The 22,737-nt window shown below is 70.9% G+C and carries 18 protein-coding genes; 3 read left to right on the top strand and 15 right to left on the bottom strand.

Annotated elements, in window-relative coordinates; translation table 11 throughout:
* Nucleotides 1-125: 125 nt before the first annotated feature.
* From leuA to lepA, 13 genes are all read right to left on the bottom strand, one after another.
* A complete protein-coding gene (gene leuA / locus J0P97_RS03475) occupies nucleotides 126-1,886 on the bottom strand; it encodes a 2-isopropylmalate synthase (protein ID WP_215486379.1) in 1,761 nt (586 codons plus the stop codon).
* A 186-nt stretch (nucleotides 1,887-2,072) separates the two neighbouring features.
* Nucleotides 2,073-3,008 carry a quinone oxidoreductase family protein gene (locus J0P97_RS03470; RefSeq protein WP_215486378.1) on the bottom strand — a complete coding sequence of 312 codons (936 nt, stop codon included), beginning with the start codon at nucleotides 3,006-3,008 and terminating at the stop codon, nucleotides 2,073-2,075.
* The gene (gene era / locus J0P97_RS03465) at nucleotides 3,008-3,901 is read right to left on the bottom strand and encodes a GTPase Era (RefSeq protein WP_215486377.1); all 894 of its coding nucleotides are present in this window, start codon (nucleotides 3,899-3,901) and stop codon (nucleotides 3,008-3,010) included. Before era ends, J0P97_RS03470 begins: the two co-directional genes overlap by 1 nt.
* Nucleotides 3,898-5,247, bottom strand: coding sequence for a hemolysin family protein (locus J0P97_RS03460; RefSeq protein WP_215486376.1), 1,350 nt, complete (start codon nucleotides 5,245-5,247; stop codon nucleotides 3,898-3,900). The genes era and J0P97_RS03460 overlap by 4 nt, the downstream gene beginning before the upstream one ends.
* Nucleotides 5,244-5,711, bottom strand: a complete 468-nt coding sequence (gene ybeY / locus J0P97_RS03455; protein WP_215486375.1) for an rRNA maturation RNase YbeY — start codon at nucleotides 5,709-5,711, stop codon at nucleotides 5,244-5,246. Before ybeY ends, J0P97_RS03460 begins: the two co-directional genes overlap by 4 nt.
* The gene (locus tag J0P97_RS03450) at nucleotides 5,708-6,820 is read right to left on the bottom strand and encodes a PhoH family protein (protein WP_372449667.1); all 1,113 of its coding nucleotides are present in this window, start codon (nucleotides 6,818-6,820) and stop codon (nucleotides 5,708-5,710) included. The genes ybeY and J0P97_RS03450 overlap by 4 nt, the downstream gene beginning before the upstream one ends.
* The gene (locus tag J0P97_RS03445) at nucleotides 6,813-7,160 is read right to left on the bottom strand and encodes a histidine triad nucleotide-binding protein (protein WP_215486374.1); all 348 of its coding nucleotides are present in this window, start codon (nucleotides 7,158-7,160) and stop codon (nucleotides 6,813-6,815) included. The genes J0P97_RS03450 and J0P97_RS03445 overlap by 8 nt, the downstream gene beginning before the upstream one ends.
* A gap of 52 nt (nucleotides 7,161-7,212) precedes the next feature.
* On the bottom strand, nucleotides 7,213-7,938 hold the full coding sequence (locus J0P97_RS03440) for a 16S rRNA (uracil(1498)-N(3))-methyltransferase (protein ID WP_215486373.1): 726 nt from the start codon (nucleotides 7,936-7,938) through the stop codon (nucleotides 7,213-7,215).
* Between the two features lies 1 nt (nucleotide 7,939).
* Nucleotides 7,940-9,052, bottom strand: coding sequence for a molecular chaperone DnaJ (gene dnaJ, locus J0P97_RS03435; RefSeq protein WP_215486372.1), 1,113 nt, complete (start codon nucleotides 9,050-9,052; stop codon nucleotides 7,940-7,942).
* Nucleotides 9,053-9,105: 53 nt separating this feature from the next.
* A complete protein-coding gene (hrcA, locus tag J0P97_RS03430; protein WP_215486371.1) occupies nucleotides 9,106-10,152 on the bottom strand; it encodes a heat-inducible transcriptional repressor HrcA in 1,047 nt (348 codons plus the stop codon).
* A 100-nt stretch (nucleotides 10,153-10,252) separates the two neighbouring features.
* A complete protein-coding gene (gene hemW / locus J0P97_RS03425) occupies nucleotides 10,253-11,470 on the bottom strand; it encodes a radical SAM family heme chaperone HemW (protein ID WP_215486370.1) in 1,218 nt (405 codons plus the stop codon).
* Nucleotides 11,470-12,120 (bottom strand): DUF1990 domain-containing protein, encoded by a 651-nt coding sequence (locus tag J0P97_RS03420; RefSeq protein ID WP_215486369.1) that lies wholly within the window; start codon nucleotides 12,118-12,120, stop codon nucleotides 11,470-11,472. Before J0P97_RS03420 ends, hemW begins: the two co-directional genes overlap by 1 nt.
* Nucleotides 12,121-12,141: 21 nt before the next feature.
* Nucleotides 12,142-13,989, bottom strand: coding sequence for a translation elongation factor 4 (gene lepA / locus J0P97_RS03415; protein WP_215486368.1), 1,848 nt, complete (start codon nucleotides 13,987-13,989; stop codon nucleotides 12,142-12,144).
* Nucleotides 13,990-14,221: 232 nt separating this feature from the next.
* On the opposite strand from lepA, the gene J0P97_RS03410 reads away from it, so the two are divergent.
* Both J0P97_RS03410 and J0P97_RS03405 read left to right on the top strand, forming a co-directional pair.
* Complete coding sequence (locus tag J0P97_RS03410; RefSeq protein ID WP_308163392.1) at nucleotides 14,222-18,997, top strand: ExeM/NucH family extracellular endonuclease; 4,776 nt, start codon at nucleotides 14,222-14,224, stop codon at nucleotides 18,995-18,997.
* 40 nt (nucleotides 18,998-19,037) lie between these two features.
* Nucleotides 19,038-19,778, top strand: coding sequence for an alpha/beta fold hydrolase (locus tag J0P97_RS03405; protein WP_215486366.1), 741 nt, complete (start codon nucleotides 19,038-19,040; stop codon nucleotides 19,776-19,778).
* Here the strand turns inward: J0P97_RS03405 and J0P97_RS03400 are convergent.
* Entirely contained in the window at nucleotides 19,767-21,029 is a 1,263-nt protein-coding gene (locus J0P97_RS03400) for an MFS transporter (RefSeq protein WP_308163391.1), read from the bottom strand. The two genes, J0P97_RS03405 and J0P97_RS03400, sit on opposite strands and share 12 nt — an antisense overlap.
* A gap of 216 nt (nucleotides 21,030-21,245) precedes the next feature.
* On the opposite strand from J0P97_RS03400, the gene rpsT reads away from it, so the two are divergent.
* Nucleotides 21,246-21,506, top strand: a complete 261-nt coding sequence (rpsT, locus tag J0P97_RS03395; RefSeq protein WP_215486364.1) for a 30S ribosomal protein S20 — start codon at nucleotides 21,246-21,248, stop codon at nucleotides 21,504-21,506.
* Between the two features lie 235 nt (nucleotides 21,507-21,741).
* Here rpsT and J0P97_RS03390 read toward each other — a convergent pair whose 3' ends face one another.
* Nucleotides 21,742-22,665 carry a heme o synthase gene (locus J0P97_RS03390; RefSeq protein ID WP_215486363.1) on the bottom strand — a complete coding sequence of 308 codons (924 nt, stop codon included), beginning with the start codon at nucleotides 22,663-22,665 and terminating at the stop codon, nucleotides 21,742-21,744.
* Between the last annotated feature and the right edge of the window lie 72 nt (nucleotides 22,666-22,737).

The following is a 22,737-nucleotide window of genomic DNA, read 5'->3' as shown; positions in this document are numbered from 1 at the left end:
GCCGACCGCGCCCGGCCCGGCCCGGCCTCCCACCTGACCGCGAGACACGCTCCACGCGCCGAGACACCCGCGCTGAGCAGGTGTCTCGGCGTTTAAACCGTGTCTCGCGGTTGCGGGGCGCGGGGTCAGACGGCGGCGAGCTCGCCGGAGCGCGAACGGGTGCGGATCGCCCGGTTGACGGCCGACACGATGGCCTTGAGGCTCGCGGTCGAGATGTCGCCGTCGATGCCGACCCCCCACAGCCGCTCGCCGTCGACCTGCACCTCGACGTACGAAGCCGCCTGGGCGTCCCCGCCCGCCGAGAGCGTGTGCTCGACGTAGTCGTAGAGCGTGATGTCGAAGCCCTGCTCGCGCACGACCTCGAGGAACGCCGAGACCGGCCCGTTCCCGACGCCGCGGGTCGCGACCTCGGTGTCGCCGTCGCGGAGGGTGACCTCCAGCGACACCTCGCCCGACATGTCGCTCTGCGTGCGGGTCGAGAGCAGCTCGAAGCGCCCCCACTTCTCATCCGCCGCGATCGCGGGCAGGTACTCGTCGGTGAAGATCGACCAGATCTGGTCGCTCGAGACCTCGCCGCCCTCGGCATCCGTCTTCGCCTGCACGACACCCGAGAACTCGATCTGGAGCTTGCGGGGCAGATCCAGCGCGTGGTCGCTCTTGAGCAGGTAGGCGACGCCGCCCTTGCCGGACTGCGAGTTCACCCGGATGACCGCCTCGTACGAGCGGCCGAGATCCTTCGGGTCGATCGGCAGGTACGGAACGGCCCACTCGATCTCGTCGACCGTGACACCGGATGCCACGGCGCGGGCCTCCATGGCCTCGAAGCCCTTCTTGATGGCGTCCTGGTGGGACCCGCTGAACGCCGTGAACACGAGGTCGCCGGCCCAGGGGCTGCGCTCGTGCACGGGCAGCTGGTTGCAGTACTCGGCGGTGCGCTTGACCTGGTCGATGTCGCTGAAGTCGATCTGCGGGTCGATGCCCTGCGTCAGCATGTTGACGCCCAGCGCGACCAGGTCGACGTTGCCGGTGCGCTCGCCGTTGCCGAAGAGGCATCCCTCGATGCGGTCGGCGCCGGCCATATAGCCGAGCTCGGCGGCCGCGATCGCGGTGCCGCGGTCGTTGTGGGGGTGCAGCGAGATGATGACGTTCTCGCGGTGCGCGAGGTGGCGGCCCATCCACTCGATCGAGTCGGCGTACACGTTGGGGGTCGCCATCTCGACGGTGGCGGGCAGGTTGATGATGACCTTGCGCTCCGGAGTCGGCTCGAAGATCTCGATCACCTGGTTGCAGACGTCGACCGCGAACTCGAGCTCGGTGCCCGTGTAGGACTCGGGCGAGTACTCGTAGTAGACCTGCGTCTCGGGGATCCGCTTCTCGAACTCGCGGCACAGGCGCGCTCCCGCGAGCGCGATGTCGACGATGCCCTGCTTGTCGCTGCGGAACACGACCTCGCGCTGCAGCACGCTCGTCGAGTTGTAGAGGTGCACGATCGCCTGCTTCGCGCCGGCGATGGACTCGTACGTGCGCTCGATCAGATGCTCCCGCGCCTGCGTCAGCACCTGGATCGTGACATCGTCCGGGATCGCGCCGTCGTCGATCAGCTGACGGACGAAGTCGAAGTCCGTCTGGGATGCCGAGGGGAACCCGACCTCGATCTCCTTGTAGCCCATGCTCACGAGCAGCTCGAACATGATCCGCTTGCGCTCGGGACTCATCGGGTCGATGAGGGCCTGGTTGCCGTCGCGGAGGTCGACGGCGCACCACCGCGGGGCGGTCGTGATGCGGGCGTCCGGCCAGGTGCGGTCGGGCAGGTCGACGCGGAGCTGCTCGTGGTACGGGCGGTACTTGTGGATCGGCGCGCCGGAGGGCTTCTGAGTGTTCTTCATGATGGTCGCTTCTGTCTCGTCGAGGGTTCGGGCCGGCGGTGTCGGAAAACGACGAGCTCCGCGACGAGGAAGGCCCTAGATCGAGGCCTCGTCGCGGCAGCTAAGAAGGAGCTGGCCGAAGCGCATGCAGAAAGAGTACACCCTTCGATCCGATCGGGATCACGACGCCGCCGGGACGCGGGGGCGTCAGGGCAGCAGCGCGAGTGCGCCGCCGGGGTGGCCGCTCGCGAGCAGCTCGAGCGCGCCCGGTGCCTCTCCGAGCGGGAACGTCGCGGCGATCGGGACGAGGAGGGTCCCCGCCGCGGCGGCCTCGATCAGGGCGGGCCGGACGGCATCCCGGAACCGCGCGCTGTCGGGGAGCGACCCGGCGATCCACCGGATGCCGTCGTCCTCCGCTCGCCCGCGGGCGGCGATCGTGACGATCCGCGAGCGGTCCGCGACGAGTGCGAGTGACACGTCGATCGCCTCGTCGGTGCCGACGGCATCCAGCGCCGCGGCGATCGGAACGTCGCCGGCGGCCGCGAGCACGCGCTCGCGCAGACCCGGCCCGTAGGTGATCGGGATCCCGCCGAAACGACGCACGCGGTCGAACGAGCCCTCCGCCGCCGTGCCGATCACGCGGATGCCGCGGGCGGCCGCCTGCTGCAGCACGCTGACGCCGACGGCGCCCGAGGCGCCGTGCAGGAGCACCGTGTCCCCCGGTGCCGCCGCGACGACGGCGAGCATCTCGGCGGCGGTGGTGCCGGTCAGCAGCAGGTTCGCGGCCTCGGGATGCGTCAGGGTCGCGGGCTTGTGGAACACCTTCTCGGCCGCCACGGTCACCGCCGAGGAGTAGCCGCCCCCGATGCGGAAGGCGAGGACCTCGTCACCGACGGCGACGGCACCCGAGCCGATCCTCGTATCGGGGCCGACCCCGGTGATCTCGCCGGAGACCTCGTACCCGATCGCGACCGGCCAGTCCTGGCCGCTCTCGGTGGCCACGTGCTTGGCGTCCGCGGGATTGACGCCCGCCGCGCGCACCCGGATCGTGACCTCGCCCGGTCCGGGCGCGGGCACCGGCACCTCCGCGAGCTGCCACGAGCGCGGCGGCCCGGGCCGGCGGGCGATCCACCCGCGGGCCATCAGAAACCGAGCCGTCCGAGCTGCTTCGGATCGCGCTGCCATTCCTTGGCGACGCGGACGTGCAGCTTGAGGAAGACCCGACGCCCGAGGAGCGGCTCGATCTGCGCGCGCGCCCGCGCGCCGACCCCGGCCAGCCGCGATCCCTTGTGCCCGATGATGATCGCCTTCTGACTGTCCCGCTCCACGACGACGTTGGCGTGGATGTCGGTGAGGTCGCTGTCCTCGCGGTCGGCGATGTCCTCGATCGTCACGGCGATCGAGTGCGGCAGCTCGTCGCGGACGCCCTCCAGCGCCGCCTCGCGGATGATCTCGGCGATGCGGTCCTCGAGGGACTCGTCCGTCACGACGCCGTCCTCGTAGAGAGCGGGCCCCTCCGGCATGAGGCTGAGCAGCTCATCGGCGAGGACGTCCAGCTGCGAGCCGGCGACGGCGGAGAGGGGGATGACGGCGTCCCAGTCCTCGCGGAGCGCGTCGACCTCCATCAGTCGATCGGTGATCTCCTCGCGCGAGGCGATGTCGGTCTTCGTCACGATCGCGATCTTCTTCGCACGGCGATAGCCGTCCAGAGACGCGGCGATGCGCCGGTCGCCCGGCCCCACCTTCTCGGTGGCGGGCACGAGGAAGCCGATCGCGTCGACATCGCCGAGCACCTGCTCGACGAGATGGTTCAGCCGCTCGCCCAGGAGGGTGCGCGGCTTGTGGATGCCGGGGGTGTCGACGATGACGAGCTGCCCGCCGGGGCGGTTCAGGATGCCGCGGATCGCGCGGCGGGTCGTCTGCGGCTTGTCGGACGTGATCGCGACCTTCTCACCCACGAGCGCGTTTGTCAGCGTCGACTTGCCGACGTTCGGGCGACCCACGAACGTCACGAATCCGGACCTGTGCTCGGTCATCTCTCCTCCTCCGTGCGCGCGGACACCCGCGGGAGCGGGATCGACCCGGTGCGGGGCGCGCGCCCCCCGAAGGCCTCGTCCGCGTCGGCGAGCGCCGCGGAACGTTCGACGAACACCGTCTCAAGACCGCGACCTCGACCGCGCGAGGTGCCCCCGGTGATCAGGACGCCGCCGTACTCCGCGGTCGAGCCCGGGAGCGGCACGCGCCCGATGAGCTTTCCGAGGAGACCGCCGATCGAGTCCACGTCCTCGTCGTCGAGGTCGGTGTCGAACAGCTCACCGACCTCGTCGAGGCCGAGACGCGCGCTGACGCGGTAGCGGCCGTCGCCGAGGTCGACGATCTCGTTCGATCGCGGGTCGTACTCGTCGGCGATCTCGCCGACCAGCTCCTCGATGAGATCCTCCAGCGTCACGAGCCCGGCGACGCCGCCGTACTCGTCCACGACGAGGCATACGTGCACGGCATCCCGCTTCATCTGCTGCAGGAGCGTCTCGGCCTTCATCGACTCGGGCACGAAGACCGCCGGCCGGGCGATCTGGGCGACGGGCGCGTCGCGCCACGCCGACTCGTCGCGGAAGGCGAACTGCACGAGGTCCTTGAGGTAGACGACGCCGGTGATGTCATCCGCCTCGCCGTCGGCGACGGGCACGCGCGACACACCGCGGTCGAGGAAGAGGCGCATGGCCTCTTGCGTCGTCGCGCCGGCATCCATCGTCACCATGTCGGTGCGCGGAACCATCACGGCGCGGACGAAGGTGTCGGTGAAGTCGAACACGGAGTGGATGAGCTCGCGGTCATCCTCCTCGATGAGATCCTGCGACGCGGCCTCGTCGACCATCGACAGCAGCTGCTCCTCGCTGGCGAAGGAGCTGCCGCGCGGGATCCCGGGGGTGACCCGGTTGCCGACGACGACGAGGAGATGCGCGAGGGGGCCGAGGACGATGCGGGCGCCGCGCACGATCGGGGCGAACGCGCGGAGGAGCCCCCGCGCGTGCTGGCGGCCCACGGCGCGGGGGCTCGCGCCGACGAGGACGAACGACACGGCTGTCATGAGGATCGCCGCGGCGAGCATCGCCCACCAGATGCTGTCGAAGAGCGACGTGAACGCGGCGGTGACGAGGACAGCGGCCGTCGTCTCGGCGAGGATGCGGATGAACACCACCGCATTGCCGTGCGCCTCCGGATCGGCCGCGATACGCAGGAGCGACGTGCCGCTGCGCCCGGTGGCGGCGGAGTCGATGAGGTCGCTGCGCGAGGTGACGCCCAGGGCGGCGTCGAGAGCCGCCATCAGTCCGCCGAGCGCCACCAGCAGAGCAGCGGCGACGAGCAGCAGCGCGACGGTCATGCGCGCCGTCGGCGTTCGGCCGAGTGGAACGCCGCGATGAGCTCGCGCTGCAGGCCGAACATCTCGCGCTCCTCGGCGGGCTCGGCGTGATCGAAGCCGAGGAGGTGGAGCGTGCCGTGCGTCGTCAGGAGGATCAGCTCGTCGAGCGTGGAGTGCTTCGCCGCGACGGCCTGCGTCTCGGCGACCTGCGGGCACAGCACGATGTCACCGAGGAGGCCGGCGGGCGTCGGCTGCTCCTGCGTGCCGGGGCGCAGTTCGTCCATGGGGAAGCTGAGGACGTCGGTCGGTCCGGGCTCGTCCATCCACTGCACGTGCAGGGCCTCCATGGCGCCCTCGTCGACGAGGAGGATCGCGACATCGGCATCCGGGCTCACGTGCAGCTCGGCGAGGTTGTGCTCCGTGAGGCGCAGCAGCACCGTCTCATCGACGTCGACGCCGGACTCGTTGGTGATCTCGATCGTCATGACATGCCTCGCTTGGGGAGATGGTCGCGCGGTCCGCCGGGGCGGGAGGGCCGCCCACGCCGTTCGGCGCGATTCGCGAATTCGGATGCCTCGTCGCGCTCGCGCCGTGAGGCCAGTCGCTTCTCGTCGTACTCCGTGTAGGCGTCGACGATCCGCCCGACCAGGGTGTGCCGCACGACGTCGTCGCTCGTGAGGTAGCTGAAGTGGATGTCGTCGATCTCGCCCAGCACGCGCGTCACGAGGCGAAGGCCCGACGCGCCCTGCGGCAGGTCGATCTGGGTGATGTCGCCGGTGACCACCATCCGCGTCCCGAACCCGAGGCGCGTGAGGAACATCTTCATCTGCTCGGGAGTCGTGTTCTGGGCCTCGTCGAGCACGACGAAGGAGTCGTTCAGCGTTCGTCCGCGCATGTACGCCAGCGGCGCGACCTCGATCGTGCCCGACGCCATGAGCTTCGGCACGATCTCGGGGTCCATCATCTCGTTGAGCGCGTCGTACAGGGGCCGCAGGTACGGGTCGATCTTGTCGTTGAGAGTGCCCGGCAGGAACCCGAGGCGCTCCCCCGCCTCGATCGCGGGGCGCGACAGGATGATCCGGCTGACTTCCTTGCGCTGCAGCGCCTGGACGGCCTTCGCCATCGCGAGGTAGGTCTTCCCCGTGCCGGCGGGGCCGATCCCGAACGTGATCGTGTTCTCGTCGATCGCGTCGACGTAGGCCTTCTGACCGACGGTCTTGGGCCGGATGACCCGGCCCCGTGAGGACAGGATCGCCTCGCCGAGGACCTCCGACGGGCGCGGCCCGCCCTCGCTCCGGAGGATGCGGTCGCTCGTGACGACATCGGACGGGTCGAGTCCCTGACCGCTGCGCGAGAGGGCGATGAGCTCATCGACGAGGTCGCGCGCGCGGGCGACGTCGCCGGACGCGCCCGCGAGGGTGATCTCGTTTCCGCGGACGTGCACCTGGACGAGCGGGTGCTCGCGCTCGACGACGCGCAGGAGCCGGTCCTGCGGGCCGAGGAGCTGGACCATGGCGACGCCGTCGGCGTAGATGCGCTCGACGACATCCGCCTCGGGCGCGTCGTCGGGCGTGGGCTCGGAGGGATCAGCCACCGAGGCTCCCTTCGGTCAGCCCTCCGGAGAGCACGTGGGCGTGCACATGGAAGACGGTCTGGCCGGCGTGCGGGCCGGTGTTGAAGATGAGGCGGAAATCGCCGTCGCCCTGCTCGGCGGCGAGCGCGTTCGCAAGGCCGATCATCTCGGTCAGGAGGGCGGGGTCCCCCGCTGCGAGCTCGACGACATTCCGGTACTCGGCGCTCTTCGGGATGACGAGGAGGTGCACGGGCGCCTGGGGCGCGATGTCGCGGATCGCGAAGACGTTCTCGGTCTCGGCGATGATCTCGGAAGGGATCTCCCCTGCGAGGATGCGGGTGAAGATCGACGGCTCGCTCATGCCATCCAGTCTATGGCGCGGGTGTCGGAGCGGACCGGAGTCGGCCGCGGCGTCACCACCGGCCGAGCCGCGCGTTCAGGAGCGCGAGAGCGGCAGGCCCCGCGGTCGAGGTGCGCAGCACCGTCGCGCCGAGGCGCACGGCCTCGCCTCCGGCATCCGTGAGCGCGGCGATCTCCTCGGGAGCGATCCCGCCCTCCGGGCCAACGACGAGGACGAGGTCGCGCGTGTCCGCATGCTCCAGCGTCAGCGCGGACAGGGGCAGGGATGCCGTCGGCTCGAGCACGAGGAGCCGCGCCCCGGCGCGGGCGGCGAGCTGGGCCGTGGTGACGGGTGCGGAGACCGTCGGCACCCAGGCGCGGTGCGCCTGCTTGGCCGCCTCCCGCACGATGGTGCCCCACCGTGCGACCCCCTTGGCCGCCTTCTCGGCACTCCACCGCGAGATGCTGCGGGCGGCCTGCCACGGCACGATCTCGTCCACGCCGAGTTCGGTCGCCGCTTGGACCGCGAGCTCGTCGCGGTCGCCCTTCGCGAGCGCCTGCACGAGCACGAGCCTCGGGGAGGGCGCCGCGACGTCCACGCGGGCGTCGATCCGGATGGCGACGCGCCCGGAGGCCGCCTCCTCGACCAGACCGGTGAGCCACACGCCCCGCCCGTCGCCGACGGTGACCTCTTCGCCCGGGCGGACGCGCCGCACGACGGCGGCGTGGTGCGCCTCGGCTCCGGTGAGCTCGACGCGATCGCCGTCGGGGACGCTCTCGACGAGGAAGTGCAGCGCCATCTCAGCCCCGGAGGCGGTCGCGGAGCTTGGAGAACAGGCCCTGATGGAACTGCGCCAGCTGCGGTGCGGGCGCCTTCGTCTTCTTCGCGAAGTCCTCGATGAGCGCGCGCTCCCGAGGGCCGAGCTTGGTCGGCGTGACGACCTGGACTCCCACCCGGAGGTCGCCGCGGTTCCCGCCGCGCAGCGGCGTGATGCCGCGCCCCTTGATCGTGAGGACATCGCCCGACTGCACCCCGGCGCGCACCTCGAGGTCGACGTCGCCGTCGAGGGAGGTGATCGTCGCCGTGGAGCCGAGGATCGCGTCCGGCATGGAGACCTCGAGCGTCGCGAGCAGGTCGTCGCCCTCGCGGCTGAAGATCTCGTCGTGCGCGACGGTCACCTCGAGGTACAGGTCCCCGTGCGGGCCGCCGGCGGGTCCGACCTCGCCCGATCCGGGCAGCTGCAGGCGCAGCCCGGTCTCGACGCCGCCGGGGATGTCGACGGAGACGGTGCGGCGCGCGCGCACGCGGCCCTGACCCTGGCAGGTCGCGCACGGGTACGGGATCGTCGTGCCGTAGCCCTGGCAGGTGGTGCAGGGCTGGGAGGTGACGACGTTGCCGAGGAGGCTTCGCACGGTCCGCTGCACGTGCCCGGCGCCGTGGCAGATGTCGCATGTCACGGGCTGGGTGCCGGGCTGGCAGCAGGAGCCGTCGCACGTCTCGCAGAGGACGGCGGTATCGACCTCGATGTCGCGGTGCGTCCCGAAGACGACGTCCTTCAGGTCGAGGGTGACCCTCACCAGGGCGTCCTGACCACGCTCGCGGCGCGAGCGGGGACGGCCGGCACGGGCTCCCCCGCCGCCGCCGAAGAAGGTCTCGAAGATGTCCCCGAACCCGCCGAAGCCCGCGCCGCCCGCGCCGAACGGCGAGCCGTCGCCGCCCATGTCGTAGCGCTGACGCTGCTCGGGGTCACTGAGCACGTCATACGCGTGGGTGACGAGCTTGAAGCGCTCGGAGGCATCCTCCCCGGGGTTCACGTCGGGGTGGAGCTCGCGCGCCAGACGGCGGTACGCCTTCTTGATCTCCTCGGGCGAGGCGTCGCGGGAGACGCCCAGGACTTCGTAGTGGTCGGCCACAATCGCCTTTCGTGACCGCGCGCCGCGCGGCCGGTCGTACGTATGATCTCCGCTCAGCGGGACGTGTCGTCCTCGTCGAGCAGACGGCTGAGGTAATGCGCGACGGCACGGACCGCCGCGAGGTTGGTGGGGTAGTCCATGCGCATCGGACCGAGCAGTCCGAGGCGGGAACGGATGCCGGCGCCGTCGTAGTCGCTCGTCACGACCGACGCCTCCGCGAGCCCGAAGTCGGCGTTCTCTCGCCCGATGCTGGCGGCGAGCCCCTTGTCGTCGGCGACCATCTCGCCCATGAGGCGCAGGAGGGTCACCTGCTCCTCGATGGCCTCCAGGAGTGGGTAGATGCTCCCTCGGAAGTCGCCCTCGCGCCGCGCGAGGGTCGCGCTGCCCGCCATGACGAGCTTGTCCTGGCGGAAGTCCTCCAGCTCTTCGGCGACGATCCGGGCCACGATCCGCACCGCGTCGTCGACGCGCGAGGACGGCGTGGACGCTTCCGCCGGGAGGTCGAGGTCGGCGATCGCCTGAGCCGCCGCCGCGACCGGCTTGCCCGTGACGAGCGCGGCGATCGCGTGCTTCACCGATGCCGCCTCGGTCTCGCCGAGCTCATGCGGGAGGAACGCGACGCGCTGGGACACGCGGCCCGTGTCGGTGACGACGATGACGACGACGCGTGTGCCGCCGAGGTGGACGAACTCGACGTGCGACACGCTCGCGCGCGCGAACGACGGGTACTGGACGATCGCGACCTGCCCCGTGAGTCGGGTCAGAGCGCGCACCGTGCGCATCAGGAGGTCGTCGAGGTCGGCGGGGTCGGCGAGGAAGGTCGAGATCGCTGCGCGCTGGGCGCCCGACAACGGGCGCAGCTCGGCGAGATGATCGACGAAGACGCGATAGCCCTTGTCGGTCGGCACCCGACCCGACGAGGTGTGCGGCGCCGCGATCAGCTCCTCATCTTCGAGGAGGGCCATGTCGTTGCGGATGGTCGCCGCGGACACGCCGAACTGATGCCGGTCGACGATGGTCTTGCTGCCGACGGGCTCGTTCGTGTCCACGTAGTCCTGCACGATCGCGCTGAGGACCTGCAGGCCGCGTTCCGAGACCATCACTCCTCCTCCGCCCGAGGGTTGGCACTCCGAGCTGTCGAGTGCCAATCTTACCGCGATCGGGCTGTGGCCCAGCGCTCAGACGATCCGCGCGCCGCGCTCACGCGGCCAGTGCCCGCACCACGGCATCCGCGAGGAGGCGCCCGCGCCGCGTGAGGACGACGCGGCCACGGACGGCCGCCGCGCCGTCGATGAGGCCGTCGGCGATGAGGGATGCCACGGCGTGCCGCCCTTCCCCCTCGAGCTCCGAGACGGCGACGCCCTCGGCGATCCGCGAGCGCAGGAGCACGTCCTCCAGGCGACGCGCGGCCTCGTCGGGCCGCTCGCGGCCCGCGGCGGGCGAGGAGCTGTCGGCGAGCCGCTGCGCATACGCGGCGGGGTGCCGCACGTTCCACCACCGGAGCCCGGCGACATGACTGTGCGCGCCCGGGCCGTAGCCCCACCAGTCCGTGCCGCGCCAGTACGCGAGGTTGTGGCGCGAGCGGTGAGCGGGCGTCCGGGCCCAGTTGGACACCTCGTACCAGCCGAATCCTCCGGCCGCGAGCAGATCGTCGACGAGCTCGTACATGTCGGCCTGCAGGTCATCGTCGGGCGCGGGCACCTCGCCGCGCCGGATCTGACGGGCCAGCTGCGTGCCGTCCTCGACGATGAGCGCGTAGGCGGAGATGTGATCGGGCGCGAGGGACATCGCCGTCCGTACGGACTCCTCCCAGTCGGCGAGCGACTCCCCCGGCGCGCCGTAGATGAGGTCCACGCTGACATCCATACCGGCCGCACGGGCGGCGGCGACGGCCGTGCCCACGTTCGACGGGTCGTGCGTCCGGTCGAGGGCTGCCAGAACGTGCGGGACTGCCGATTGCATCCCGATCGACAGACGGGTCACGCCGGCCTCGGCGAGTGCGAGGGCGAGGTCGGGGGTCACCGTGTCGGGGTTCGCCTCGACCGTGACCTCGGCATCCGGAGCGAGCCCGAAGGCCCCGCGGACCCCCTCCAGCATGCGGGCGAGATCGCCGGCGGGGAGGAGCGTCGGGGTCCCTCCTCCGAAGAAGACGGTCTGCGCGGGGCGCAGCGGCGCGCGCGCGGCGAGAACCTCGCGCGACAAGGCGATCTCGCGGAGGACCTCGTCGGCGTAGGCGTCCTGCCGGGCGCCCCGCAGCTCGGTGGCCGTGTAGGTGTTGAAGTCGCAGTAGCCGCAGCGCACGCGACAGAACGGCACGTGCAGATAGACGCCGAAATCTGCGCCTCCGTCGATGTCGAGGTCATCCGGCAGCGCGCCGCTGGGGGGCGCCGGATCGCCCAGCGGGAGGGCGGCGCCCATCAGGCCGAGGTGGAGTACAGCGGCGAGATCGCGCGCAGATACCCCTGGAAGAGCTCGCGACGTCGCCGTCTGACGAGCGGCGGGAGGAGACGGTAGGCCAGCGCGGTGGGACGGTCGAACGCACGCACGACGAAGCGGACCTCGTCGCTCTCGTCCCACTCGATCGCGAAGGACTCCTCGCCGCTGACGACCGACCCGCCGACGGTCCCGAGGGTGAACCCGACACGTCGCGGCTCCTCGACGGCGGAGATGACCCGCAGCTCGCCGTCGGCGTTCATCCCCTTGATCCGACCGCGGACGCGGATCGTCGTGCCGGCCGCGACGTACGGCGTCCCGTCGGCGTCGAATCGCTGCTCGGTCTCGAGCCTGCTCGGCGCGACCGGCGCGCCCTCGTCGTCGAAGCCGACGCCCGAGTACATCGGGCCGGCGGCGGGGCGCACATCCGTGATCTCGAGGCCGGATCCGCGCAGCGCCGACCACGACAGCAGGGCGTCGGCGGATGTCTCGAAGCGGCTCTCTCCGCTCCCCAGCCGCCACGACGCCTCGGCCGGGATGCTGTGCTCGGGCGGATAGCCCATGAGGTCCGGAGCACCCGTCGCCCCGACAGCGGCGTAGTCGACCGTGCCATCCTGGAAGTTCCCGCGACGCATGGGTCCCACCCTAACCGGGGGCTACTTCTTGGTCTCGACGTCGCCGGACAGCGCGGCGATGAACGCCTCCTGCGGCACCTCGACCCGACCGACCATCTTCATGCGCTTCTTTCCCTCTTTCTGCTTCTCGAGGAGCTTGCGCTTGCGGGTGATGTCACCGCCGTAGCACTTGGCGAGGACGTCCTTGCGGATGGCGCGGATGTTCTCGCGCGCGATGATGCGCGCCCCGATCGCCGCCTGGATGGGCACCTCGAACTGCTGACGCGGGATGAGCTTGCGCAGGCGCTCCGTCATCATCGTGCCGTAGCCGTAGGCCTTCTCCCGGTGGACGATCGAGGAGAAGGCATCCACCTTCTCGCCCTGCAGCAGGATGTCGACCTTCACGAGATCGGCCTCCTGCGATCCGGCGGGCTCGTAGTCGAGGGACGCGTAGCCCTGCGTCTTCGACTTGAGGTGATCGAAGAAGTCGAAGACGATCTCGCCGAGCGGCATGTTGTAGCGCAGCTCCACCCGGTCCTCGGACAGGTAGTCCATGCCCAGGAGTGTCCCGCGACGCTGCTGGCAGAGCTCCATCACCGTGCCGACGTAGTCCTTCGGCAGCAGGATGCCGACCTTCACGACCGGCTCTGAGACGGAGGCGACGCGGCCGTCGGGGTACTCGCTGGGGTTCGTCACGACGACGGTCTCACCCGTGTCGGTCGTGACCTCGTACGTGACGCTGGGCGCCGTCGTGATGAGGTCCAGCCCGAACTCGCGGGAGAGGCGCTCGGTGATGATCTCGAGGTGGAGCAGGCCGAGGAAGCCGCAGCGGAAGCCGAAGCCCAGGGCGACCGACGTCTCCGGCTCGTACTGCAGGGAGGCATCCGACAGCTTCAGCTTGTCGAGGGCCTCGCGGAGGTCCGCGTAGTCGCTGCCGTCGATCGGGTAGATGCCCGAGAAGACCATCGGCTTCGGGTCGGTGTACCCGGGGAGGGCGTTGGATGCGGGCTTGCGCTCGTTGGTGATCGTGTCGCCGACCTTGGACTGGCGCACGTCCTTCACCCCGGTGATGAGGTAGCCGACCTCGCCGACGCCGAGGCCGCGCGTGGGGATCGGCTCCGGGCTCGACACGCCGATCTCGAGGAGGTCGTGCTTGGCGCGGGTCGACATCATCTGGATGCGCTCGCGCGGCTCGAGCTTGCCGTCCACCATCCGGACGTAGGTGACCACGCCGCGATACGAGTCGTACACGGAGTCGAAGATCATGGCGCGGGCGGGGGCGGCGGGGTCGCCGACGGGCGCAGGGATCTGCTCCACGATGCGGTCGAGCAGCTCCTCGACGCCCATGCCGGTCTTCCCCGAGACGCGCAGCACGTCATCGGGCGAGCCGCCGATGAGATTCGCCAGCTCGGCCGCGTACTTCTCGGGATCCGCGGCGGGGAGGTCGATCTTGTTGAGCACCGGAATGATCTGCAGATCGTTCTCGAGCGCGAGGTAGAGGTTCGCGAGGGTCTGGGCCTCGATGCCCTGCGCGGCGTCGACGAGGAGGATCGCCCCTTCGCACGCGGCGAGCGACCGGCTGACCTCATAGGTGAAGTCGACGTGTCCGGGCGTGTCGATCATGTTCAGCGCGTAGGTGGCGCCCGTGCCCGTCGCCCACGGCATCCGCACGGCCTGCGACTTGATCGTGATTCCGCGCTCGCGCTCGATGTCCATGCGGTCGAGGTACTGGGCGCGCATGTCCCGGTCGCTGACCACGCCGGTGATCTGCAGCATGCGGTCGGCCAGGGTGGACTTGCCGTGGTCGATATGGGCGATGATGCAGAAGTTGCGGATCAGCTCGGGAGGGGTCGCAGACGGCTCGAGAGGCTTCAGGGCGCGGGGTGACATGTCGGTCCGAGTCTACCGGCGCGCGGCCGTGCGAACGGCGGGACGTCCTCGGCGGGCGGGTGTCGCGCACTCTAACGCTGCCAGCCACCGACACGCCAGCGATCCGCCCGATGAGAAAGAATTAACCGTTCTGTTACTTGCCACGCGGCTGTGTGACGAAGAATGCTCAATCTGGCGGCCGACGTCTGCGCGAACCCCCCAGTCGTGCGCGGACCGCCTCGGAGAGATCATCGTGACGCACGCGCACCCGTCCCAGGCCCCTTCCCCGTCGCGCCGCCGGCAGCCGCGCAGCGCCCTGACGATCGCGACGGCGCTGGCCACCGTCGCGGCGAGCGCTGTCTTCGCCCCTGCGGCCCAGGCGGCGGTCTCCTCCGACGCGCCGGTCGTGATCTCCGAGGTCTACGGCGGAGGCGGCAACACGGGAGCACCCCTCGCCCGCGACTTCATCGAGCTGGCGAACGTCTCGGATGCCGCCGTGGATCTCTCCGCGTACAGCGTGCAATACGCCTCGGCGACCGGCGGGTCGTGGCAGGTCACTCCGCTGACCGGCATCACGGTGCCCGCCGGCGGCCAGGTGCTGATCGGCGAGGCGACGGGCGCGAACACCTCGCTCCCCGGGTTCACCGCCGACGTCGACGGGGCGATCGCCCTGTCCAGCTCGCAGGGGAAGGTCGCCCTCGTCTCCGACCAGACCGCGCTCAGCGGCGCGTCCGGGCTGACCTCTCTGCCGCAGGTCATCGACTTCGTGGGCTGGGGAGGTGCGACCCACTTCGCCGGCGCCGCGCCCGCTCCGGGGACGGGCAATGCGACGAGTGTGGCGCGCGGCGCGTCATTCGCCAACACCGGCGACAACGCCGCCGACTTCACGGCCGGGACGCCGACACCCACCGGACTCGCCGTCGACCCGACCGATCCCACGGACCCGACCGATCCCACAGACCCGACCGATCCCACCGATCCCACAGATCCGACCGACCCGACGGTCCTTGCGATCGCCGAGGTGCAGGGAACCGGGGACGCCTCTCCGTACGCCGGCCAGACGGTCACCACCGAGGGCGTCGTGACGGCTCACTACCCCACCGGCGGGTTCGACGGCTACGTCATCCAGACCTCGGGCACCGGCGGGGCTCTCGACCTCGCCGCCCACCCGGCATCCGACGCGCTCTTCGTGCACGCGCCCGGCGCGGTCGCGGAGGTCGCACCCGGCGACACGGTGCGTGTGACCGGCACCGTCTCCGAGTGGAACGGCCTGACCGAGATCACGGTGGCCGCCGGTGCCGCACAGCGCATCGACGCCCAGCCGGCCCCCGAGCCCGCCACCGTCGGCTGGCCGGCGGATGCCGCGCAGCGCGAGAGCCTGGAGTCGATGCTGGTCGCACCGCAGGGCGATTTCACCGTCTCGAACACCTACTCGACGAACCAGTACGGCGAGGTCGGCCTCGCCGCGGGCACCACCCCGCTGCGCCAGCCGACGGATGCCGCACGCCCCGGATCGGCGGAGGCGTCCGCGGTCGCAGCCGACAACGCGGCGCGCGCGGTGACCCTCGACGACGGCACGAGCATCAACTACCTGACGGGCGCGAACAGCGCCCTCACCCCCGCGTACGTCTCGCTCACCGAGCCGATCGTGGTCGGGGCATCCGTCACCTTCACCGCGCCGGTGATCGTCGACTGGCGGAACGGCTCGTGGAAGCTCAACCCGACCGCTCCGCTCGCGGGCGACGGCACCGGGACCGACGAGGTCGCCTTCGCCGACCCGCGCACGGCCGCTCCCGACGCGGTCGGTGGCGACGTCCGGCTCGCCTCGTTCAACGTCCTCAACTACTTCACGACGCTGGGCACCGACACGGCCACGTGCGTCCCCTACCGCGACCGCCTCGGCGACGGCGTCACCGTCCGCGACGGCTGCCCGCAGCGCGGGGCCTGGGACGCGGCGGACCTCGCACGCCAGCAGGCGAAGATCGTGGCGGCGATAGGCGCGCTGGACGCCGACGTCGTCGGCCTCATGGAGATCGAGAACTCCGCTGCGCTGGGCGAGGCGACCGACGAGGCGACCTCCACGCTCGTCGACGCCCTCAACGCCGCCGCCGGAGCGGGCACCTGGTCCTTCGTCCCCTCCTCGGGTGATCTTCCCCCGGCATCCGAGCAGGACGTCATCACCAACGCGATCATCTACCGGACCGCGGCCGTCGAGCGCGTCGGCGATTCCCGTGCGCTGGGAGACCAGAGCGAGGATGGAGAAGCGTTCGGCAACGCCCGCGAGCCGATCGCGCAGACGTTCGCACCCGCCGAGGGCGGGGCGCCGTTCCTCTTCGTCGTGAACCACTTCAAGTCGAAGGGCTCGGTCGGTCCGTGGCCGGGCGACGCCGACGCCGGCGACGGGCAGGGCACCTCCACCGAGTCGCGTGTGCGCCAGGCCACCGCGCTGCGGGACTGGGTCACGCAGATCCGCGGCGACGTCTCGTCGGTCGCTCTCGCGGGCGACTTCAACTCCTACACGCAGGAGGATCCGCTCGAGGTCCTGTACCAGGCGGGCTATGTCGACGCCGCGCAGGCGTTCGGTGTCCCGTCCTCCTCGTACAGCTTCCAGGGGCTGTCGGGATCACTCGACCACATCCTCCTGAGCGGCCCCGCGAAGGAGCGCGCCACCGGGGCAGACGTCTGGAACATCAACTCCGGCGAGTCGGTCGCGCTCGAATACAGCCGCTTCCGCTCGCACGGCACCGAGTTCTACGCGCCGGATGCCTATCGCTCGAGCGACCACGATCCGGTCCTGGTCGGTCTGTCCGCGCAGGCGGCGCCGGTGGAGTTGACCCTCCTGGGGATCAATGACTTCCACGGTCGCATCGATGCGAACACCGTCGCGTTCGCGGGCACCGTCGAGCAGCAGCGTGCGCAGGCTCCCGGGCCGGTGCTGTTCCTGTCCGCCGGCGACAACATCGGCGCGTCGCTGTTCGCCTCCTCGGTCGCGAAGGACCAGCCCACGATCGACGTGCTGAACGCCCTCGGGCTCCAGGCCTCCGCGGTCGGCAACCACGAGTTCGACCGCGGCTTCGCCGACCTCGCCGGACGCGTCACCGACGCCTCCGACTATCCGCAGCTCGGCGCGAACGTGTACACCAAGGGCACCACCACACCCGCCCTCCCCGAATACCAGCTGCTCGATGCCGGCGGACTCACCGTCGGCGTGATCGGCGCCGTCACCGAGGAGACCCCGAGCCTCGTGTCTCCCGCCGGCGTCGCCGACCTCGACTTCGGCGACCCCGTCGAGGCTGTCAACCGCGTCGCGGCGCAGCTGCGCGACGGCGACCCCGCCAACGGCGAAGCCGACGTCCTCGTCGCGCTCTACCACGAGGGCGCCGGGGCGGGCACCCCCGACGGCGCCACCCTCGACCAGGAGCTCGCCGCCGGCGGCCCCTTCGCCCACCTCGTCAACGACACGGACCCCGCCGTCGGCGCGATCTTCACCGGGCACACCCACAAGGAGTACTCCTGGTCCGCACCGATCCCCGGCACCGACCGCACCCGCCCGGTCGTGCAGACCGGCTCCTACGGCGCCAACCTCGGAAAGATCACCCTCACCCTCGACGGCGCCTCCGGCACCGTCCAGGCCCACACCGAGCAGATCATCAAGCGCACCACCACCCCCGCTGCGGAGCTCATCAGCACCTACCCCCGCGTCGCGGCCGTCGACACCATCGTGAAGAAGGCCCTCGCGGCCGCCGCCGAGGTCGGCAGCACCGCGATCGGCGAGGTGTCGGGCGACATCACGACAGCGTTCGCGGGCGGCTCGTTCGTGAACGGCGTGTGGACCGGCGGGTCACGCGATGACCGCGCGAGCGAGTCTGCTCTCGGCAACACGGTCGGCGACATGCTGCGCGACAGCCTGTCGGCCCTGCCGAACGGTGCGCAGATCGGCGTGACGAATCCGGGCGGGCTCCGCGCCGACCTGTGGGACACGCAGGCGGAGTTCGGTGCGACGGCCGTTCCCGGCCTCGCCGACGGGACCGTCTCGTTCTCGCAGGCGAACGCGGTGCTGCCCTTCAACAACACGCTCGCGCTCGTCACCCTCACGGGCGCCCAGTTCACGACGCTCCTCGAGCAGCAGTGGCAGCGGGCGGCGGACGGCAGCGTGCCGCAGCGCCCCTACCTGCAGCTGGGCCTGTCCGACAACGTGTCCTACACGTTCGACGCGAGCCTCCCCGAAGGGGCGCGGATCACGTCCGTGACCGTCGACGGCAAGCCGATCGACCCGGCCGCGAACTACCGGATCGGGACGTTCTCCTTCCTCGCCAGCGGCGGAGACAACTTCCGCGCGTTCACCCAGGGCACGGACTACGTCGACACCGGGCTCCTCGACTACGAGGCGTGGATGGACTACATCGCCGATAACTCGCCGCTCGCTCCGTCCTTCGCGAAGCAGGCGGTCCAGGTGACGGGCGTGCCCGAGACGGTGGATGCCGGGACGACGGTCGCCTTCCAGGTGTCGGGCCTCGACATGACGAGCCGCGGCGCGCCGCAGAACACGTCGCTGCAGGTCGCGCTCGGCGACACCGTGCTCGGAGAGGTACCCGTGAGCGCCGGCGCGGCGACGGTGAGCGTCACGCTTCCGGCCGATGTTCCGGCCGGGGCGGCGGAGCTCACCCTCACGGCCCCCGCGTCCGGAACCACCGTGCGGGTGCCGCTCGAGGTGGAGGTGCCCGTCGCCCTCATTCAGACGACGACGCGCCTGCACGCCATCCTCCCCATCCACATCAACCGCCTCGTCCCCTCGACCCTCGTCGCCACGGTCCGCCAGGAGGACGGAGCGCGCCCCGACGGCGTGGTCGTCTTCCGCGAAGGCGACACGATCGTCGCGACGTCGAAGGTGCGCTACGGGATCGCGACGTACACGCTCGGCCGCCTCAAGGCCGGGACGCACGATTACACGGCGACCTTCGTCCCCTCGGACGACGCGACGGTCGCCGGATCGACGAGTACCCCGACACGCGTCCGCGTGCTCTTCTGAGCCGCGCCACCGTCGTCGTCGCCCTGCGTAGGCTGGCAGGGTGACGACGACGGTGGTGATGGTCCACGGCATCCGCACGTCCGCCACGATGTGGCGCTCGCAGCTCGCGCACCTCGCGGATCGGGGCGTCGCGGCGGTCGCGGTCGATCTCCCCGGCCATGGCACGCGCATGGCCGAGACGTTCACCCTCGAGACCGCCTGGGCGACGATCGACGACGCGGTCCGGACGGCGGCGCGCTCGGGTGAGGTCCTCCTCGTGGGGCACTCGATGGGAGGGCTTCTCTGCACCGCCTATGTCGGTGCGGAGGACCCGCCTCCGGTCGATGCCTACATCGGCGCCTCGTGCACCGCGCTCCCCCGTGGTGCGGCGCTCACGACGTACCGCGTGCTCGCGCGCGGGTTCGACCGGCTGCCGGGTCGCGGCTTCCCGATCGCCGAGTGGGTTCTCGACCGGACACTCCCCGACGAGACGCGCGCGGACTTCGGTGCCGGCGGCTACGCCTACGACGCCCAGGATGCCGCGCTTCGCAGCCTCTCGATCCTCGACCTGCTCGCGGCGCTGCGCCGGATCGAAGTGCCCACATGGTTCATCAACGGCCAGTACGACCAGCTGCGCGTGAACGAACGGCTCTTCGTCTCCCTGGTGCCGCACGCGGAGCTCGTCGTCGTCCCGCGCACGAGCCACCTCGTGACCGCGATGCGACCGCGCGTGTTCAATGCGCTGCTGGACGTCGCCCTCGCGACGATGGCGGGCAGGGCATCCGGCGGGTCAGCGCGCTGACGCACGGCGCGCGCCGATCGCGAGGGTCATGAGCCCTCCGACGATCGAGAGCATCCCGCCAGCGACGAACAAGAGCCAGAACCCGCCCACGAGGGCGACGAGCCCCGCTCCCAGGAGCGGACCGATGAGCTGACCGAGGGCGGCCGAGACGTTGACGAGCCCCAGGTCGCGGGCGCTGTCCTCGGCCGAGGGGAGCAGATCGGTGGCGAGGGCGAGCCCGACCGACATGTACGCCCCGTAGCCGACCCCGAGGAGGGCGGCGGCGACGAGGGTCGTCTCGAACGAGGGCAGAGCGGCGATGAGGAGCGACGCCGCACCCTGCACGAGCGCCGACCCGACCGTGAGGCGGATCCGATGCCCGGAACGGTCGGAGAGCCGGCCCGCGCCGATCGACGCGATGACGACGAAGACGGTGTACACGACGATGAGGAGCAGGAGGTCGTCCTCCGCGCCGCCAGGGTCCCGCCGGAGCCCGTAGAGCAGGAAGAACAGCAGGAGCCCCGTGCCGAGTGCGTTGCCGACGTTGACCGTGAGCCGCCCCCAGAGCAGCCAGCCGAAGTCGCGGTCATGGAACGCGGAGAGGCGTTCGGCGAGAGTCCGCGGTTCGCGAGCGAGCGCGGACGCCGCGGGTGCGGGCGGGTCGGGCAGCGCCAGCGCCGCCGCGACACCCGTCGCGAGGACGAATCCGGCGAGGGCGAGGTAGCCCGTGACGACACCGAGCCCGAGCAGGACGATGACCCCGACCCCCACCACGATGCCCACGGCCTGCGCGGACGCCACAGCGGCCGACGCGGCGCCACGCTGGTCCGCGAGCTGATCGGCGATGAGCGCGGTGAAGGCCGCGGACGCCACGGCGACGCCGACCGACACGCCCACCCAGGCGGCGCCGACCGACCACGGGCCCGTGGCGAACGCGATCGCGACGAGGGAGAGCGCCGCCAGCACCGAGCCGGCGATCGCCCACGGTCGCCGGCGGCCGGTGGAGCCGCGGGTCCGGTCGCTGAAGCCGCCCGCGAGGGGGCCGGCGATGACGCCCGCCAGTCCCCCGGCGGCGAGCACCAGGCCGGAGGAGACGATGCCCGTGACCCAGCCGCTCGCGTCGTCGGGCGTGTCGAGCTGGAGCGGGATGAGCAGCTGCAGCGGGGTGAGCTGCACCGTCCAGATGCCGAGCCACGCCAGCGTGAAGAACGTGAACCACCGGGCTCCCGCGCGCCGAGGAGGGCGAGCGCGCGAAAAGGAGGATGCGGTCACGGACGACTCCTTCGTCGAGGCGGCCCCGAGGGGACGGGCCGGTGATCCGATCATGCCGCACCGGCGCATCCCGACGAATGCAGGTCGAAGGCGACACACCTGATAGACTCGGTGATTGGCTTGCGTACGGGTCCCACCTCGTACGCCGCCGGAGGCGCCCCTCTACCGCTACCCCGGCACATCCAACGAAAACTCCGAACGAAAGAGCCGTCGAACGTGGCGAACATCAAGTCGCAGATCAAGCGCAACAAGACCAACGAGAAGGCGCACGAGCGCAACAAGGCCGTCAAGAGCGCGCTGAAGACCGAGGTGCGCCGCACCCGTGAGGCGATCGCCGCCGGCGACAAGGCCGCGGCCGAGAAGGCCCTCGCCTCGGCGACCCGCAAGCTCGACAAGGCCGTGAGCAAGGGCGTCATCCACGAGAACCAGGCCGCGAACCGCAAGTCGTCGATCGCGAAGCAGGTCGCCGCTCTCTGAGCCGCACAACGTACCGAGAAGGGCCCGCCACGCGCGGGTTCGACCAGTGGTCGCATCGCCCCGAGCCCGGGGAGGTTGCGGCCACTGTCTCGTTATCCGAGAGTCATCACGGAACGCCGTCGACGAATCCCAGACACGTCCGGCGCGTCAACGAATCATCGACGCGACCGGCGGGATTCTCGAGCGAGACGGCTGTTCAGCGGTGCGAGCGCGCGACGCTCATCGCGGGCGGCGGTCAGAACGGCAGGAGCGGGTCGATCGCGATCGCGAGGAAGAGCAGCGTCAGGTAGGTGATCGACGCGTGGAACACGCGCATCGGCTTGATCTGCTCTCCACGGGCGGCACGGTTGTAGAGCACGTGCGCCTCAACGATGAACCATCCCCCGAAGACGAGCGCGGAGACCGTGTAGACGAGGCCCATACCGGCGACCGGCGTGAGCAGCAGTGAGCAGACCACCGTCGCCCACGCGTACAGGATGACCTGGAGGCCGACCTGCATGCCGTTGCGGGTCGCGCCCAGCATCGGCACATCCGCCTCCTGATAGTCGCCCTTGTACTTCATCGACAGCGGCCAGTAGTGCGGCGGCGTCCACAGGAAGACGAGCAGGAAGAGGATGAACGGGGGCCAGGCCAGCGATCCCGTGACCGCCGACCAGCCGATGAGGACCGGGAAGCAGCCTGCGATCCCGCCCCACACGATGTTCTGCTCGGTCCGGCGCTTCAGGATCATCGTGTACACGACGACGTAGAAGAAGATCGCCGCGACGCTGAGGACGGCCGCGAGCCAGTTGGTGGTGAGAAGCAGCCACACCGTCGATGCGACGGCGAGCGTCCACGCGAAGATCAGTCCCGCGCGGGGCGAGATCTCGCCCGTCACGAGCGGACGGTTCTCGGTGCGGTGCATGTGCGCGTCGATGTCGCGGTCGAGGTACATGTTGAATGCGGCCGCCGATCCGGCGCTCATGGCGCCGCCGACCGTGGTGGCGAGGACGAGCCACAGGTCCGGCATCCCGCCGTGGGCGAGGATCATGACGGGGACCGTCGTGACCAGGAGCAGTTCGAGGACGCGGGGCTTGGTCAGCGTGACGTAGGCACGGACGGTGCTGCCGACGGTGCGTCGCCCCACCTCGGGTGCGGCCGTCGCGCTCGCCTGCGTCATCTGTGCTTCCCTCCGCTGCCTGCCGGGTCCATTCTAGGTCAGCGCCTGTGACGGAGGAGCCGCCCTTGTGTT

Source organism: Microbacterium flavum (assembly GCF_018717645.1).
Lineage (GTDB): Bacteria > Actinomycetota > Actinomycetes > Actinomycetales > Microbacteriaceae > Microbacterium > Microbacterium flavum.
This window is presented reverse-complemented; position numbering and strand designations above follow the sequence as displayed.

What these genes read in the sequence shown, in the direction of transcription:
- era (WP_215486377.1), bottom strand. Translation starts at nt 3,901, where the DNA reads ATGACCGAGCACAGGTCCGGATTCGTGACGTTCGTGGGTCGCCCGAAC.
- ybeY (WP_215486375.1), bottom strand. Translation starts at nt 5,711, where the DNA reads ATGACGATCGAGATCACCAACGAGTCCGGCGTCGACGTCGATGAGACG.
- J0P97_RS03440 (WP_215486373.1), bottom strand. Translation starts at nt 7,938, where the DNA reads ATGGCGCTGCACTTCCTCGTCGAGAGCGTCCCCGACGGCGATCGCGTC.
- J0P97_RS03460 (WP_215486376.1), bottom strand. Translation starts at nt 5,247, where the DNA reads ATGACCGTCGCGCTGCTGCTCGTCGCCGCTGCTCTGCTGGTGGCGCTC.
- lepA (WP_215486368.1), bottom strand. Translation starts at nt 13,989, where the DNA reads ATGTCACCCCGCGCCCTGAAGCCTCTCGAGCCGTCTGCGACCCCTCCC.
- hemW (WP_215486370.1), bottom strand. Translation starts at nt 11,470, where the DNA reads ATGGGCGCCGCCCTCCCGCTGGGCGATCCGGCGCCCCCCAGCGGCGCG.
- J0P97_RS03390 (WP_215486363.1), bottom strand. Translation starts at nt 22,665, where the DNA reads ATGACGCAGGCGAGCGCGACGGCCGCACCCGAGGTGGGGCGACGCACC.
- J0P97_RS03420 (WP_215486369.1), bottom strand. Translation starts at nt 12,120, where the DNA reads ATGCGTCGCGGGAACTTCCAGGATGGCACGGTCGACTACGCCGCTGTC.
- hrcA (WP_215486371.1), bottom strand. Translation starts at nt 10,152, where the DNA reads ATGGTCTCGGAACGCGGCCTGCAGGTCCTCAGCGCGATCGTGCAGGAC.
- leuA (WP_215486379.1), bottom strand. Translation starts at nt 1,886, where the DNA reads ATGAAGAACACTCAGAAGCCCTCCGGCGCGCCGATCCACAAGTACCGC.
- J0P97_RS03470 (WP_215486378.1), bottom strand. Translation starts at nt 3,008, where the DNA reads ATGGCCCGCGGGTGGATCGCCCGCCGGCCCGGGCCGCCGCGCTCGTGG.
- J0P97_RS03445 (WP_215486374.1), bottom strand. Translation starts at nt 7,160, where the DNA reads ATGAGCGAGCCGTCGATCTTCACCCGCATCCTCGCAGGGGAGATCCCT.